Here is a 12,828-nt window from a genome sequence, read left to right on the forward strand (position 1 = left end):
GACCGTGCCGCAGCCGCCCGTCGCCGTCAGGCGTCCTCGTCCTCCAGGCCCGCGTCGGCCAGGACCGCGTACACCCGGCGGCGGGCGTCCGCGAGGATCTTCTTCACCTCCGCCACCTGGGCCTCCGTGCCGCTGTAGCCCACCTGCGCCGCCGCTCCGGACAGCTCGCCCAGTGCGTGCCACAGGGCCGCGAACCGGTCGGCGCCCGGGTCCTCCTCCGGTTCCTGCCACAGCGCCGCGAACTCCTCCTCGCGGCCCGCCACGTGCTCACGGCCCGCGTCGGTCAGCTCGGCCACCCGGCGGCCCGCCGTCTCGACCGTGTGGACCAGGCCTTCGTCCTCCAGCTGCTGCAGGATCGGGTACACCGATCCCGGGCTGGGCCGCCACCGGTCGTGCGTGCGGCGGCGGATCTCCTGCATCAGCTGGTAACCGTGCATCGGCGCCTCGGCCAGCAGCGCCAGCACCGCCGGCCGCACCGGCCGGGCCGGCGGGCGGCCGCCGCCGCCACCGCGGAACTCGCGGACCCGCTGGAACGGGCCCGCCCCGCCGAACCAGCCGCCCGGGCCGCCGAACGAGCCGGGGCCGCCCGGAAACCCGGGGAAGCCGGGCCCACCCGGCGGCTGCGGCGGGTGGGGCGGGTGCGGTGGCGGCGGCGGGAACCCGCGCGCGAGCTCCGGACCGCCGTCCCAGTCCTCGTCCCCCGGCAGGTCGTGCTCCGGCCCGAAATCTCCGTGACCGCCGACCCCGTGGTGCCCGGGACCGCCGTGCCCGAATCCCGGATCGCCGCCGTGGCCAGGCCCGGCATGATCCGGGCGACCCAAGTGCCAACCCGGTCCCGGATGCCCGCCGTGGCCCGGCCCAGCATGATCCGGACGCCCGAAGTGCCGGCCAGACCCAGAATCCCCATCGTGCCCCGCCTCGGCATCGTCCGAATGCCCCGAGTGCCGGTCAAGCCCAGGATCGCCGCCGTGGCCCGGCCCGGCATCGCCCGGACGCCCGAAGTGCCAACCCGGTCCCGGATCTCCACCGTGCCCCGGCCCGGCATGATCCGGGCGACCCAAGTGCCAGTCAGGCCCCGGATGCCCGCCGTGCTCCGCGGCCGGGTGGCCGACGTGCCCCGGCATCGCGTGCTCCGGCCCGCCGTGGCCCAAGTGACCCGGGTGACCCAAGTGGCCCGGCCCGTGCCCGCCCGGATGGCCCCCGAACCCGGCGAACATCCGTCCCGCTCCCGCGCTCATCCCCATGCTGCCCTCCAAAGTCGTATCGGCGACATTCACACGATATATCGCCGCTCGATCGGACCGCAAGGCAGCCGCGGAATCACCCGAAGTAGTGCCCGGCCTCCAGGTCGTCGACCAGCCCCGGCTCCTCGGGCACCCACCCGAACCGCTTCTGCGTCAGGACGCTCGACGCCGGCGCGTCCGGCCCGGCGAAGTGCGCCAGCCAGCCGAAGTGGTTCGGCACGTCGGACACCGATCGCACCGGCAGGCCGAGGCGTTCCCCGATCACGCCGGCGAGCACCTTCAGCGGCACACCTTCCTCGCCGACCGCGTGCAGCCGCACCCCCGCGGGCGCCGCCTCGACGGCCAGCCGGTACAGCCGCGCCGCGTCGAGCCGGTGGACCGCGGCCCAGCGGCCCGCGCCGTCGCCCGGGTAGGCCGACACGCCCGTCTCGCGCGCGAGCCGGATCAACGCCGGGACGAACCCGTGCCCGTCGCCCTCGCCGTGCACCGAATGCGGCAGGCGCAGCACCGACGCGCGCACGCCCCGCTCGGCCAGCGCGAGCGCCGCCGTCTCCGATGCCGTCCGCGGGAACGCCGGGTCGGCCGCGTCCTCCTCGGTCACCAGCCGGCCCGGGCCCACCGGGCCGGTCGCCGCCGTGATGATCAGGGACTTCCCGGTTCCTTCGAGCGCTTCGCCGAACGCGCCGATCGCCGCGCGGTCGGTCGCCGCGGCGCCCGCGAGATCGGCGAAGTCGTCGTGGACGTAGGCGGTGTGGACGACCGCGTCCGCTTCGGCGGCGGCCGCCCGGAGGCCGTCGAGGTCGGCCAGGGTCCCGCGCCGGACCTCGGCGCCGGTGGCCGCGAGCGCCGCGGCCTTGTCTTCCGAGCGGGCGAGGCCGAGGACGTCGTGCCCCGCCTCCCGCAGTTCGCGGACGACGGCGCTGCCGACGAACCCCGTCGCGCCGGTGACGAACACCCGCATTTGCGTACTCCTCTTCGATGGGTGACAGTGGTCCCATCGTTGGGCCGTGGCGGCGCAGCCGTCCAAAGCCTGGTTCTCATCGGCCGATACGCTTCCGGCATCACCGCAGGTAGACTGCGGTCGTGGCGGATCTGGACCTGCGGCTCGTGCGGTACTTCACGGCGGTGGCCGAACACCGGCACTTCGGGCGCGCGGCCGCCGCGCTGCACACGACGCAGCCGTCGCTGAGCCGGCAGATCCGCCGGCTCGAAGGCCAGCTCGGCGCCCGCCTGCTGGACCGGACGCCGCAGGGCACGCGGCTGACCGAAGCGGGCGAAGTGTTCTTGCCCCGCGCCAAGGCGCTGCTGCAGTCGGCCGAGCAGGCGGCCGCGAGCACCCGCGCCGCCGCGGCGCCGAGGCGCATCACGATCGGCTACCGCACGAACCTGTTCGTCACGCCGGCGGTGCGCGAACTGCGCCGCCGCCACCCGGAGGCCGAGGTGCTGACCCGCCACCTCGGCTGGACCGAAACCCGCGCGGCGCTGCTGGAGCACCGGGTGGACATCGCGGTGACGCGGTTGCCGCTGCAGACCGAGGGGTTGCGGGTCACCGTGCTCTACGACGAAGAGCGCGTGCTGCTCGTGTCCGCCGACCACCGCCTGGCCGGCCGGGCGTCGGTCACCCTGGCCGACATCGCGGACGAGCCGCTGCCCCGCCTCGACGACCCGGAGTGGAACGCGTTCTGGCGCGTCGACCCGCGCCCCGACGGCCGCCGTGCCCCGGACGGCCCGCTGGTCGAGGAGTTCGAGGAGAAGTTCGAGCTGATCGCCGCGGGCCAGCTGGCGGCGATCGTCCCGGCCGGGGTCCGGTTCAGCCGCCTCCGGCGCGACGTGACGATCGTTCCCCTCGACGGCATCGAGCCGTGCCAGGTGGCCCTGGCCACCCGCGCGGACGACGGCACCGACCTGCTCGCGTCGGCGTGCCGGACCCTGCAGGCCCACCTGACCAGCCCGGAAGCCGCCGGCCTCACGGTTTCGGCGCCCTAGGAACCGGACTTCACCGCCCACGTCAGCAGGTCCGCCGCCGGGCCGGTCAGCCGCCGTCCCGCCGGCCAGACCGCACGCAGCACCCGGCCCAGTTCCACGCCTTCCACCGGCACCGGCACCAGCCGGCGGCCCGCGAGTTCGCGCACCACGTCGAGGTCGCTGATCACGGCCGGCCCGGCGCCCGCGATCACCGCGTTGCGCACCGCCGACGCCGATCCCAGCTCCAGCAGCGGCGTCACCGGACCCGCGCCCGCCCGCCGCAACGCCGCCTCGACCGTCTCGCGCGTGCCCGAGCCCGGTTCGCGCACCACCAGCGGCGTGCCGGCGAGCTCGCCGGCCGTCAACGGGCGCCGGCGCCGGGCCCACGCGTGCCCGGCCGGGACCACCACCACGAGCCGGTCCGCCGCGACGCGGCGCGTGGCCAGGCCCGGCCACGGCCCCGGCGACTCGACGAACCCCAGGTCCACCTTCCCCCGCGTGACGAGGTCGGCGACCTGCTCGGAGTTCCCCACCTCGAGCCCGACGTAGGTCTCCGGCCCGGTCCGCTTGATCTCGCCGATCCAGGCGGGCACGAAGTGCTCGGCCAGCGTCATGCTCGCCGCGACCCGCAGCCGCGCGCCGCGCTGGGTGCGCAGGGCCTCGGCGCCGGTGCGCAGTCCGTCCACTTCGGCCAGCACCCGGTGGGCCCAGCCCGCGATCACCCGGCCGTCCGGGGTCAGCGCCGAGCCGCGCCGGGTCCGGTCCACCAGGGACAGTCCCACCTGACGCTCCAGTGTGGACAGACGCTTGCTCGCCGACGGCTGGGCGATGCCGAGCGCCGCGGCCGCCTGGCCGATGCTGCCGAGGTCGTCGACGAGCACCAGCAGGCGCAGTGAGTCCAGATCCGGTCCGGTCATAGCCCGAGTCTATGACCTCAGACCCGACCACCGGCTACCGCGCCGGCGCCGGACCGGCGACGCTGGAGGCATGGCACTCACGACCGCGAAGACCTCCGGCCTGGCGATCACCGGGCTCGGCGTCGCCGCGGCGTACGCGTTCAGCTCGGTGTGGCCGGTGGCCGGCGCGCTCACCGTCGCCGTCGTCCTGGGCGTGGCCGCCGGGAGCACACCCCTTCTCACCGACGAGCAGCGCCGGGCCGTGGCCGGGCTCACCAAACGCCTGCTGCGCGCGGGTGTCGTGCTGCTCGGGCTCCAGCTCGCCGTCCCCACCGTGCTCGCGCTCGGCCCCGGCACGCTCGCCGCGGTCGTGCTCACGGTCGCGGTCACCTTCCTCGGCACGCTGGGCCTCGCGCGGCTCGTCCGGGTGCCGCGCGGGCTCGCCCTGCTGGTCGCCACCGGCTTCTCGATCTGCGGCGCGTCGGCGATCGCCGCGGTCGAAGGCGTGATCGAGCGCGACGACGAAGACGTGGCCACCGCCGTCGCGCTCGTCACCTGCTACGGCAGCGTCGCCTTGGCCGCCCTCCCCCTGCTCGCCCACGCGCTCGGCCTCGACGCGACCCGGACCGGCAGCTGGGCCGGGATCTCGGTGCACGAGGTCGCCCAGGTCGTGGCGGCGGCCGGCCCCGCCGGCGCGGCCGCCGTCGGGGTCGCCGTCGTGGTGAAGCTGAGCCGGGTCGTCCTGCTCGCGCCGGTGGTCGCGCTCGTCGGCGCCGCCGAACGCGGCCGCCGCGACTCCCACGCCCCGCTCGTTCCCTTGTTCGTCCTCGGGTTCCTCGCGATGGTCGCCGTCCGCAGCACCGGCCTGGTCCCGGCGTTCGCGCTCGACGTCGCCAAGACGGCGTCTACGCTCCTGCTCGCGGGCGCGCTGTTCGGCCTCGGCTGCGCCGTCCGGCTCGGCTCGCTGCTGCGCGGCGGCGGACGGGCCCTGCTGCTGGGCCTGCTCTCCACGCTCCTCGTCCTGGCGACCGGGTTCGGCACCCTGGCCGCGTTCACCTGAAATTCGCCTCGCGGACAGGTATAGTTCGTTATACGCACTGTTGTACGGCTCTTGTACGGATCGCGTCGACGCTGCTTTCGCAGAAGCAGAATCGAATCCGTAGGGAGCTCGAACCGTGAAGATCACCCGACTCGCCCAGGGGCTGCTGGCCGGGCTGCTGGGGTGCGCCGCCCTGGCCGTGCCCGCGGCGCTCGGTGCCGCCACCGCCCAGGCCGATGTGGCCAGCACGCTGGTGTTCGACAAGAACACCGAAGGACACGACTGCTACCGCATTCCCACCGTCGTCAAGGCGAACAACGGCGACCTGCTCGCCTTCGCCGAAGGCCGCAACGGCGGGGCCAGTTTCTGCAACGATCTCGGCAAGATCGACCTCGTCCTGAAGCGCTCGACCGACGGCGGCAGGACGTGGGGCGCGCTGACCACCGTCATCGAAGCCTTCGGTGACGTGAAGGGCAATCCGGCGCCGATCGTGCTCCCGGGCAGCAACCGGATCGTGCTGCTGTCGACCATGCAGTGCTTCACGAACCCGTCGTGCGGCCGGATCCCGCGCGTGTCCATCAGCGACGACAACGGGAAGACGTGGGGCGCGCCGAAGGTGCTGACCACCGAGCTCGGGTTCGCGAGCGCGCCGGGCTGGCTCGCGACCGGGCCGTCGCACGGCATCGCGCTGACCCGCGGCGCGCACGCCGGCCGGCTGGTCGCCGGCCTGAGCTACACGGTCGGCGGCAAGAACACCGGTTCGCTGGTCTACAGCGACGACAAGGGCGCCACCTGGCACCGCGGGGCGACCGACACGTCGGCTTCGGACCTGATGAACCCGCAGGAGATCAGCGTCACCGAGCTGCGCGACGGCCGGGTCTACGCCGCCGCGCGCAACGCCGCCAACAACGACGACAAGTGCCTGTCCGACGGCACCCACAACCGTGCTTTCGCGATCAGCTCCGACGGCGGCGCGACGTTCAGCTCGAAGTTCGCGTTCGCCACCGACCTCGTCGCGCCGACCGTCGAGGGCTCCACGGCGCGGATGAGCGCCACCGACACCGGCGGCAAGTACAACCGCATCGTGTTCGCGGCCCCGTCGGTCTGCGACCGCCGCAAGGAGCTGCGGATCCACTCGTCCTTCGACGAGGGCGCCAACTGGACTCCCACCGCGGGCAGCCTGCTCGTGTGGGGCCAGGACGCGGCGTACTCCGACATGGTCCAGCTGTCGCAGTCGGCGGTCGGCGTGCTGTTCGAGGCGGGCCCGGAGCTCCACGCGAACGACACGATCCGCTTCGCTTCAGTCAGCGAAGCCGCGCTCGGCGCCCCGGCCTGCGGTGGCGGCTACAGCGTCATCGACTCGGCGCCGCTCGGCACCGGCGGCGCGGCCGGCACGGTGTACCTGTCCTACAACGCGGCCAACGGCCAGAACTGCGTCAGCACCATGAAGAACGCCTCGGCCGGGACGGCCACCGCGACCTCGGCCTACCTGGAGGTCAAGGGCTCGGCGCGGCAGACCGACTCGGGCGCGTTCTCCTGGTTCGCCGGCCCGGTCAAGGCCGCGGCGGCGGACCAGTGCGTGAAGTGGGGCGGCGCGGCCGGCGGCCAGGCCTACGACAGCGCCTTCGAACACTGCGGTTGAGGGACGACCGGGTGGGACCCGCCCCCGGGCCGGGTCCCACCCGCTGCCGTGCCACCCGGCCCCCTCGCCCGGGTGGCACGGGCGGTTCAGAAGCCGGTGCAGTCGGCGACGGCCGCGGGCCCGGCCGCGGTCGCGGTCTTGGCCTCCTTCCCGTCCACGATCACCTTGCAGCTCACGGATCCGCCGTCCGGCCCGGCGGTCGCGGTGAACCGGGCCCCGGCGAGGAACCCGGTGGCTTCGGCGGTCTTGGTCCACGGCACCGCGGCCCCGGTTTCGGTGTTGATCAGGATCGTGTTCCGGTCGAAGGTGCTGTAGTCGATGTCGGCCGCCTTCGCGTCGCCGCCGACCTGGTAGACGATCGTGTGGTGCTGGGTGGCCTGCTCGTTGACGTCGCTGATCGCCTTGCCGATCACCACCGCCCACAGGATGCTCACGACCAGGCCGAGCAGCGAGACGACGACGCCGGCGACGGTGAGCCCCTTGTTGGTCGCCTTCCCGGACCGCACCCGGGCCACGCCGACGGCCGACAGGATCAGGCCGAGCACCGCCACCGGCCAGGCGGCGACCCCGGCGAGCGGGATCGGCGCGATCACCAGCCCGATCAGGCCGAGGACGAACCCGGCGGTGCCGAGGCCGTTGCGCGGCGGGGCGGCCGGCGGGGCGGCCGGCGGGGCCGCGGGCGGCCGGAGCGGGGTGTGGTCGGTCATCGGGGGTTCCTTTCGCCTCTGCTGGACGGCGAGAAGGAAACCAGCGGCGCGGGCGGTTCCGCGTCGTCCGGAGGCCTCGACGTCGTACGACGAAAGTCGTCACCGGCTCCCGGCTGCACGAGCGGAACGGCCGATGGGCCCGTCGGTACCGCCTCGTAGGCTCTCCTCATGGGACGGTCCGTGCTCCGGGTGGTGTGCACCGTGCTCGCGGTCGCGGCGGGCGTGCTGGCGAGCACGGTCAACTGCGTCATGGAGAGCTCGCTGCCCGACGACCCGGACGCGCTGCCCAGCGCGCTGGGGATGCTCGGCTGGGTCGTCGGCGTCGGCGCGGCGGTCATGCTGGTCTGGCGCCACCGCCGGCCGCTGCTCGTCACCGGGATCGCGCTGGTGCCGCCGCTGCTGCTGAACGGCGACTCGATGGCGGCGCTGATCGCGCTGGCCGCCCTCACGACCCGGCACGTGGGCTGGTGGCGGTGGAGCGCGGCGGCGCTGGTCTTCGCGGGGACCGGGCTCGCGGTCTGGCGCGACGCAGGCCGGGACGCGGAGTCGTCGCTCGCGGGGGCCTGGATGTCCACCGCCACGAGCGGCGCCAAGCTCACCGGGGTGGTGCTGACCGCGGTGGTCTACACCGCGGTGCCGCTCGTACTGGGGATCGTCCGGCACAGCCTCGCCGAGACGCGCCGCCGCGTCGCCGAGCAGGAGGCGTTGCGCGACCGGATGGCGCGGCGGGAGGAGCAGGCGCGGATCGCCCGCGAGATGCACGACGTCCTCGGGCACCGGCTGTCGCTGCTTTCCCTGCAGGCGGGCGCGTTGGAGGTCACGGCCGCGACGACACCGGACGCGGCGCAGGCGGCGAAGACCGTGCGGACCACGGCCCGGCAGTCGCTCGACGACCTGCGTCAGGTGATCGGCGTCCTGCGCGGCGCGGGCTTCGCCGACCGGGCGCCCGGCGGCCCCGCGGAACCGCCCCAGCCGACGCTGGCCGACATCCCCGACCTGGTCACCGGCGCCCGCCAGGCCGGCCTGGCCGCCAACGTGACGATCCTGCTCGACCAGGCGTCGACGGCTCCGGCCCCGCTCGGTACGGCGGCGTACCGGATTCTCCAGGAGGCACTGACCAACGTGCTGCGCCACGCCCCGGGCGCGCCGGCGGAGGTCCTGGTCCGCGGCGGCCCGGGCGCGGGGCTGTCGCTCGAGGTGCGCAACCCGCTGCCGCCGCACCCGGTGCCGTCCCCGGGCTCGGGCACCGGCCTGACCGGCGTCAACGAGCGGATCTCCCTGCTCGGCGGCCAGCTGTCGGCGGGCCCGGCCGACGAGCGGACGTTCGCGCTGCGGGCCTGGCTGCCGTGGGTGACACCGGCGCCCTAGCATGGGCGCGTGAGCGTGCGCGTACTGCTCGTCGACGACGACCCGCTGGTCCGCACCGGACTGTCCATGATCCTGGGCAGCGCCCCGGATCTCCAGGTGGTCGCCGAGGCCGGTGACGGCGACGAAGCGGTCCAGCAGGTCGCCCGCCACGCGCCGGACGTGGTGATCATGGACATCCGCATGCGCCGCATGAACGGCCTCGTGGCGACGGCGGCGGTGCTGGCCCAGCCGCGCCCGCCGAAGGTGCTGATCCTGACCACGTTCGACTTGGACGAGTACGTGTTCGAGGCCCTGGCGGCGGGCGCGAGCGGCTTCCTGCTGAAGGAAGGCTCGCCCCAGGAGATCATCGAGGGCGTCCGCGTGGTGGCGAACGGCGACGCGATGTTGTCCCCGCGGACGACGAAGCAGCTGATCGGCCAGTTCGTGGCGGCCCGCGTGAACCCCCGCCGCGGCCGGGCCCAGGCGAAGCTGGACCTGCTCACCGAACGCGAGCGCGAGATCGTGACGGCGGTGGCCCGGGGCAAGCCGAACGCGGAGATCGCGGCGGAGTTGTTCGTCAGCGAAGCGACGGTGAAGACGCACATCACGCGGACGTTCGCGAAGCTGGACGTGTCGAACCGGGTGCAGCTGACGATCTTCGCCTACGAAGCGGCGCTCGTGACGCCGTAGGCGGCTACGTCGAACCCGCCGGTGCCGTCGCCACCGCGGACTCGCCGAACCGGATTCCCTTCGCCTCCTTGCCGATCGCCGTCAGCACCGCGACCGCGACCAGCCCGGGCACCACCGTCCACAGCAGAGCCGACGTGTACCCGTGGGACTCCGCGATCGCCTGCTGGATCGGCAGGTTCAGCGCCGCCAGGAGGTTCCCCAGCTGGTACGTCACCCCCGGGTAGAAGCCGCGGATCGCGTCCGGGGACATCTCCGTCAGGTGCGCCGGGATCACGCCCCACGCTCCCTGCACCATGATCTGCATCAGGAACGACCCGAGCGCCAGCATTCCGGCGCCGTGGTCGAACGCGAAGATCGGGATCACCGGCAGCCCCAGGACCGCCGCCGTCACGATCGTGCGGCGGCGGCCCAGTTTCTCCGAAAGCGTGCCGAACGTGAGGCCGCCGATGATCGCCCCGATGTTGTACAGCACCGCGATCCACGTGCTCGTCGCCGCGCTCAGGCCCGCGCCGCCGTTGTCGTGGGCCTTCAGGAAGCTCGGGTAGACGTCCTGGGTGCCGTGGCTCATCCAGTTGAACGCCGTCATCAGCAGGATCAGGTAGCCGAAGCGGCGGATCACCTTCGCGTCGAGCAGGATGTCCTTCACCGACGTGCGCGTCACCCTCAGCTTCTCGCGGGCCGTCTCCCACACCTCCGACTCGCGGACGCGCGCGCGGATCAGCAGGCTGATCAGCGCCGGGAAGATGCTCAGCACGAAGATCCAGCGCCACGGCAGGCCGAGTGCGGAATGGAACAGCAGGTACGCCAGCGCCGCCAGCAGGTAGCCGATCGAATAGCCGACCTGCAGCAGGCCCGAGAAGAACCCCCGGCGCGCCGCCGGGATCTTCTCCATCGCCAGCGCCGCGCCCAGGCCCCACTCGCCGCCCATGCCGATGCCGTAGACGAACCGCAGCACGAGCAACACCGTGAAGTTGGGGGCGAACGCGCACAGCAGGCCCGCCACCGAGTACAGCACGACGTCGGCCATCAGCGGGATCCGGCGGCCCACCCGGTCGGCCCACAGGCCGAACAGGAGCGCGCCGACCGGGCGCATCACCAGCGTCGCCGTCGTGATGAACGCCAGTTGCGTCGCGGTGGCCCCGAAGGACTTGTCCTTCGCGATGTCCGCCAGGACGAAGACGACGAGGAAGTAGTCGAACGCGTCCATGCTCCAGCCGAGCAGCGCCGCGAGGAAGGCGTTGCGCTGGTCCGAGGTAAGCGCTTTCCGATCCGTCACGTTCGCCCCGTTCCGCCGGTTCCCCACGCCGAAGACCTCAGGCCGGTTTAGCACCCGCGACCCCGGGCGGGCAAGGGATCAGTGCGCGACGCGGATGCGGACCCGGCGGCCGACGTCCCGGGCCCACGCCTTGATCCGGTCCCAGTCGCGGAAGTCGCCCGCCCGCCGGCCCGAGGCCACCAGCTTCGGGATCAGGCCGCGCACGGTCGCCGGGTCCAGCCGGCCGCCGAAGGTGGCCGTGCGTTCGGCGTCGATGCGCGCGGCCAGCAGCGCCACGTTCGCCGGCAGGCTGACCTGGTGCGAGGCCGCGCCGGGGCCGCACGGCCCGCTGTGGAACAGCCACACCGGACGCTCGGCGAGCGCCCGGGCGTTGCGTTCCAGCAGCCGGACGGCCTCCGGCCGCCAGCGGTGGTAGTACAGGGCGCTGCCGACGACGACCGCGCCGTAGTGCTCGACGCCGGCGACGTCGGCGGCGTCGCGCACGTCGACGGTCAGGCCCGCTTCACCGAGCTCGGCGGCGATGACCTCGGCGATTTGCCGGGTTCCGCCGTGACGCCCGGCGTAGGCGACGAGAACTGCGGTCATGGGCTCCATTGTCGGCCTTCACCCACCGGGCTGCCCCACGGATGGCACACGATCCGCCGAACGGGCGCTCCCACGCTACTCTCCGCATTCCTCACGGCGGCGGCAGGAAAGCGGGTCGCGCGCCCGGGTCCGGTTCGTCGTAGTAGCGGTGGAAGACCGCGGTCTGCCCGCCGGACAACGGCGGCACGATCCAGCTCCAGTCCGCGGGGCACCGGCGCCCGGCCCGCTCCTCGCGCTCCACGTGGGCGAGGAACCGGCGGGATTCGGTGTGGTGGTCGGCCATCGTGACCCCGGCGGCGTCGAAGGAGTGCTGCACCGCCAGCGTCAGCTCGACCAGCGCGCGGTCCCGCCACAGCGTGCGCTCCGACGCGGTGTCCAGGCCCATCAGCTCGGCGATGACCGGCAGCAGGTCGTAGCGCTGCCCGTCGGCCAGGTTCCGGGCGCCGACCTCGGTGCCGAGGTACCAGCCGTTGAAGGGCGCGGCCGGGTAGGTGACGCCGCCGATCGCCAGCGGCATGGTGCTGATCGCCGGCACGGCGTGCCAGCGCAGGCCGAGCCCGGCGAACCACCGGTGGTCCGGGTGGGTCAGCGGCACCTCCAGGACGGCGTCCGGCGGCAGCGTGAACAGCCGCGGCTCGCCGGGCACGGCCTCGATCAGCAGGGGCAGGACGTCGAAGGAGCCTTTCCGCTCCGGAGGCCGCCAGCCGAGTTCCCGCACCCGCTCGGTGAACTCGGCGTACTTCGGGTCGCCGAGGACCGAGCCGTCCTCGAAGCGGTACCCCGCGTAGCGGATGAGCTGCTCGTTGTGGATGCGCGGGCCCGGCGCGGCCGGGCTGTCCGGCGCGAAGACGGTGATCGTCGGCCGGATCCGGCCGCCCCGGCCGGCCTGCCGCAGGTGGGCGACGCACTCGCCGGCGACGGCGGCGGCGCCGGTGACCCGCCGCCGGTCCCGGATCCGCAGGCTGCGCCAGTACAACCGGCCGATGCAGCGCGCCGAGTTGCGCCACGCGACGCGCGCACCGTACGCCAGTTCGGCCGCGGTGTGCCGGTAGGTGCCGGTTTCCCCGATTTCCGCGCGCACCGCCGCCAGCCGGGTCTCGAACCGTTCGCCCGCTTCCGCGGCGCCTTCGGCGTACACCCGCTCCAGGAATTCCTCCGCTTCCGCGAAATCGACGCTCGGCTCCGCCGAGACGCACTGAGAGTGGACCGGCCGCGCGGGCATCACCCGCTCAGGTGTAACTGTCACTGCTCTTTCCCACTCTCCGGAATTGCGATCTTCAGCCCGCCGAAAAGGTCCACCGTTCCTCCGAAAGTCGCCGACGAGCACGAGCCGGATGTCCCACCGCCCTGGGAACTCCGGCCAGGCAGGCGAGAATACCTCAAATTCCATTATCGAAAACATTTGCTACCAAGAGTCATCCGGACATGGCGCACCGC

Annotated in this window: 12 protein-coding genes; 5 read left to right on the forward strand and 7 right to left on the reverse strand. The window is 73.7% G+C overall.

Annotated features, from left to right (window positions below):
- Positions 1-26 precede the first annotated feature (26 nt).
- Together ACLJPY_RS28335 and ACLJPY_RS28340 are read right to left on the reverse strand one after the other, a co-directional pair.
- The gene (locus ACLJPY_RS28335; protein ID WP_410592943.1) at positions 27-821 is read right to left on the reverse strand and encodes a PadR family transcriptional regulator; all 795 of its coding nucleotides are present in this window, start codon (positions 819-821) and stop codon (positions 27-29) included.
- Positions 822-1,320: 499 nt separating this feature from the next.
- A complete protein-coding gene (locus tag ACLJPY_RS28340; RefSeq protein ID WP_410592944.1) occupies positions 1,321-2,205 on the reverse strand; it encodes an SDR family oxidoreductase in 885 nt (294 codons plus the stop codon).
- A gap of 122 nt (positions 2,206-2,327) precedes the next feature.
- Here ACLJPY_RS28340 and ACLJPY_RS28345 point away from each other — a divergent pair, with 122 nt between their 5' ends.
- On the forward strand, positions 2,328-3,230 hold the full coding sequence (locus ACLJPY_RS28345) for a LysR substrate-binding domain-containing protein (protein ID WP_410592945.1): 903 nt from the start codon (positions 2,328-2,330) through the stop codon (positions 3,228-3,230).
- Here ACLJPY_RS28345 and ACLJPY_RS28350 read toward each other — a convergent pair.
- Positions 3,227-4,126 carry a LysR family transcriptional regulator gene (locus tag ACLJPY_RS28350; RefSeq protein WP_410592946.1) on the reverse strand — a complete coding sequence of 300 codons (900 nt, stop codon included), beginning with the start codon at positions 4,124-4,126 and terminating at the stop codon, positions 3,227-3,229. The genes ACLJPY_RS28345 and ACLJPY_RS28350 overlap by 4 nt on opposite strands.
- A gap of 70 nt (positions 4,127-4,196) precedes the next feature.
- On the opposite strand from ACLJPY_RS28350, the gene ACLJPY_RS28355 reads away from it, so the two are divergent.
- Together ACLJPY_RS28355 and ACLJPY_RS28360 are read left to right on the forward strand one after the other, a co-directional pair.
- The gene (locus ACLJPY_RS28355; protein ID WP_410592947.1) at positions 4,197-5,165 is read left to right on the forward strand and encodes a YeiH family protein; all 969 of its coding nucleotides are present in this window, start codon (positions 4,197-4,199) and stop codon (positions 5,163-5,165) included.
- A gap of 115 nt (positions 5,166-5,280) precedes the next feature.
- A complete protein-coding gene (locus ACLJPY_RS28360) occupies positions 5,281-6,786 on the forward strand; it encodes a sialidase family protein (protein WP_410592948.1) in 1,506 nt (501 codons plus the stop codon).
- An 86-nt stretch (positions 6,787-6,872) separates the two neighbouring features.
- Here the strand turns inward: ACLJPY_RS28360 and ACLJPY_RS28365 are convergent, their stop codons facing one another.
- Positions 6,873-7,493, reverse strand: a complete 621-nt coding sequence (locus tag ACLJPY_RS28365; RefSeq protein WP_410592960.1) for an MmpS family transport accessory protein — start codon at positions 7,491-7,493, stop codon at positions 6,873-6,875.
- A 168-nt stretch (positions 7,494-7,661) separates the two neighbouring features.
- Here ACLJPY_RS28365 and ACLJPY_RS28370 point away from each other — a divergent pair, with 168 nt between their 5' ends.
- The gene (locus ACLJPY_RS28370; protein ID WP_410592961.1) at positions 7,662-8,861 is read left to right on the forward strand and encodes a sensor histidine kinase; all 1,200 of its coding nucleotides are present in this window, start codon (positions 7,662-7,664) and stop codon (positions 8,859-8,861) included.
- Positions 8,862-8,870: 9 nt separating this feature from the next.
- Positions 8,871-9,530, forward strand: a complete 660-nt coding sequence (locus ACLJPY_RS28375; protein WP_410592963.1) for a response regulator transcription factor — start codon at positions 8,871-8,873, stop codon at positions 9,528-9,530.
- A gap of 4 nt (positions 9,531-9,534) precedes the next feature.
- Here the strand turns inward: ACLJPY_RS28375 and ACLJPY_RS28380 are convergent, their stop codons facing one another.
- From ACLJPY_RS28380 to ACLJPY_RS28390, 3 genes are all read right to left on the reverse strand, one after another.
- Positions 9,535-10,806: an MFS transporter gene (locus tag ACLJPY_RS28380; RefSeq protein WP_410592964.1), complete on the reverse strand. Its 1,272-nt coding sequence runs from the start codon at positions 10,804-10,806 to the stop codon at positions 9,535-9,537.
- Positions 10,807-10,884: 78 nt separating this feature from the next.
- The gene (locus tag ACLJPY_RS28385; RefSeq protein WP_410592966.1) at positions 10,885-11,391 is read right to left on the reverse strand and encodes a flavodoxin domain-containing protein; all 507 of its coding nucleotides are present in this window, start codon (positions 11,389-11,391) and stop codon (positions 10,885-10,887) included.
- Positions 11,392-11,482: 91 nt separating this feature from the next.
- Positions 11,483-12,613 (reverse strand): nitric oxide synthase oxygenase, encoded by a 1,131-nt coding sequence (locus ACLJPY_RS28390; RefSeq protein WP_410593076.1) that lies wholly within the window; start codon positions 12,611-12,613, stop codon positions 11,483-11,485.
- Positions 12,614-12,828 lie beyond the last annotated feature (215 nt).

The sequence above is a fragment of the Amycolatopsis sp. lyj-23 genome, from assembly GCF_046549135.1.
Classification (GTDB): Bacteria; Actinomycetota; Actinomycetes; order Mycobacteriales; family Pseudonocardiaceae; genus Amycolatopsis.

Bases quoted from the DNA above. Each gene is read 5' to 3' on its own strand.
- ACLJPY_RS28340 (WP_410592944.1), bottom strand. From the start codon at position 2,205: ATGCGGGTGTTCGTCACCGGCGCGACGGGGTTCGTCGGCAGCGCCGTC.
- ACLJPY_RS28350 (WP_410592946.1), bottom strand. From the start codon at position 4,126: ATGACCGGACCGGATCTGGACTCACTGCGCCTGCTGGTGCTCGTCGAC.
- ACLJPY_RS28355 (WP_410592947.1), top strand. From the start codon at position 4,197: ATGGCACTCACGACCGCGAAGACCTCCGGCCTGGCGATCACCGGGCTC.
- ACLJPY_RS28365 (WP_410592960.1), bottom strand. From the start codon at position 7,493: ATGACCGACCACACCCCGCTCCGGCCGCCCGCGGCCCCGCCGGCCGCC.
- ACLJPY_RS28370 (WP_410592961.1), top strand. From the start codon at position 7,662: ATGGGACGGTCCGTGCTCCGGGTGGTGTGCACCGTGCTCGCGGTCGCG.
- ACLJPY_RS28385 (WP_410592966.1), bottom strand. From the start codon at position 11,391: ATGACCGCAGTTCTCGTCGCCTACGCCGGGCGTCACGGCGGAACCCGG.
- ACLJPY_RS28390 (WP_410593076.1), bottom strand. From the start codon at position 12,613: ATGCCCGCGCGGCCGGTCCACTCTCAGTGCGTCTCGGCGGAGCCGAGC.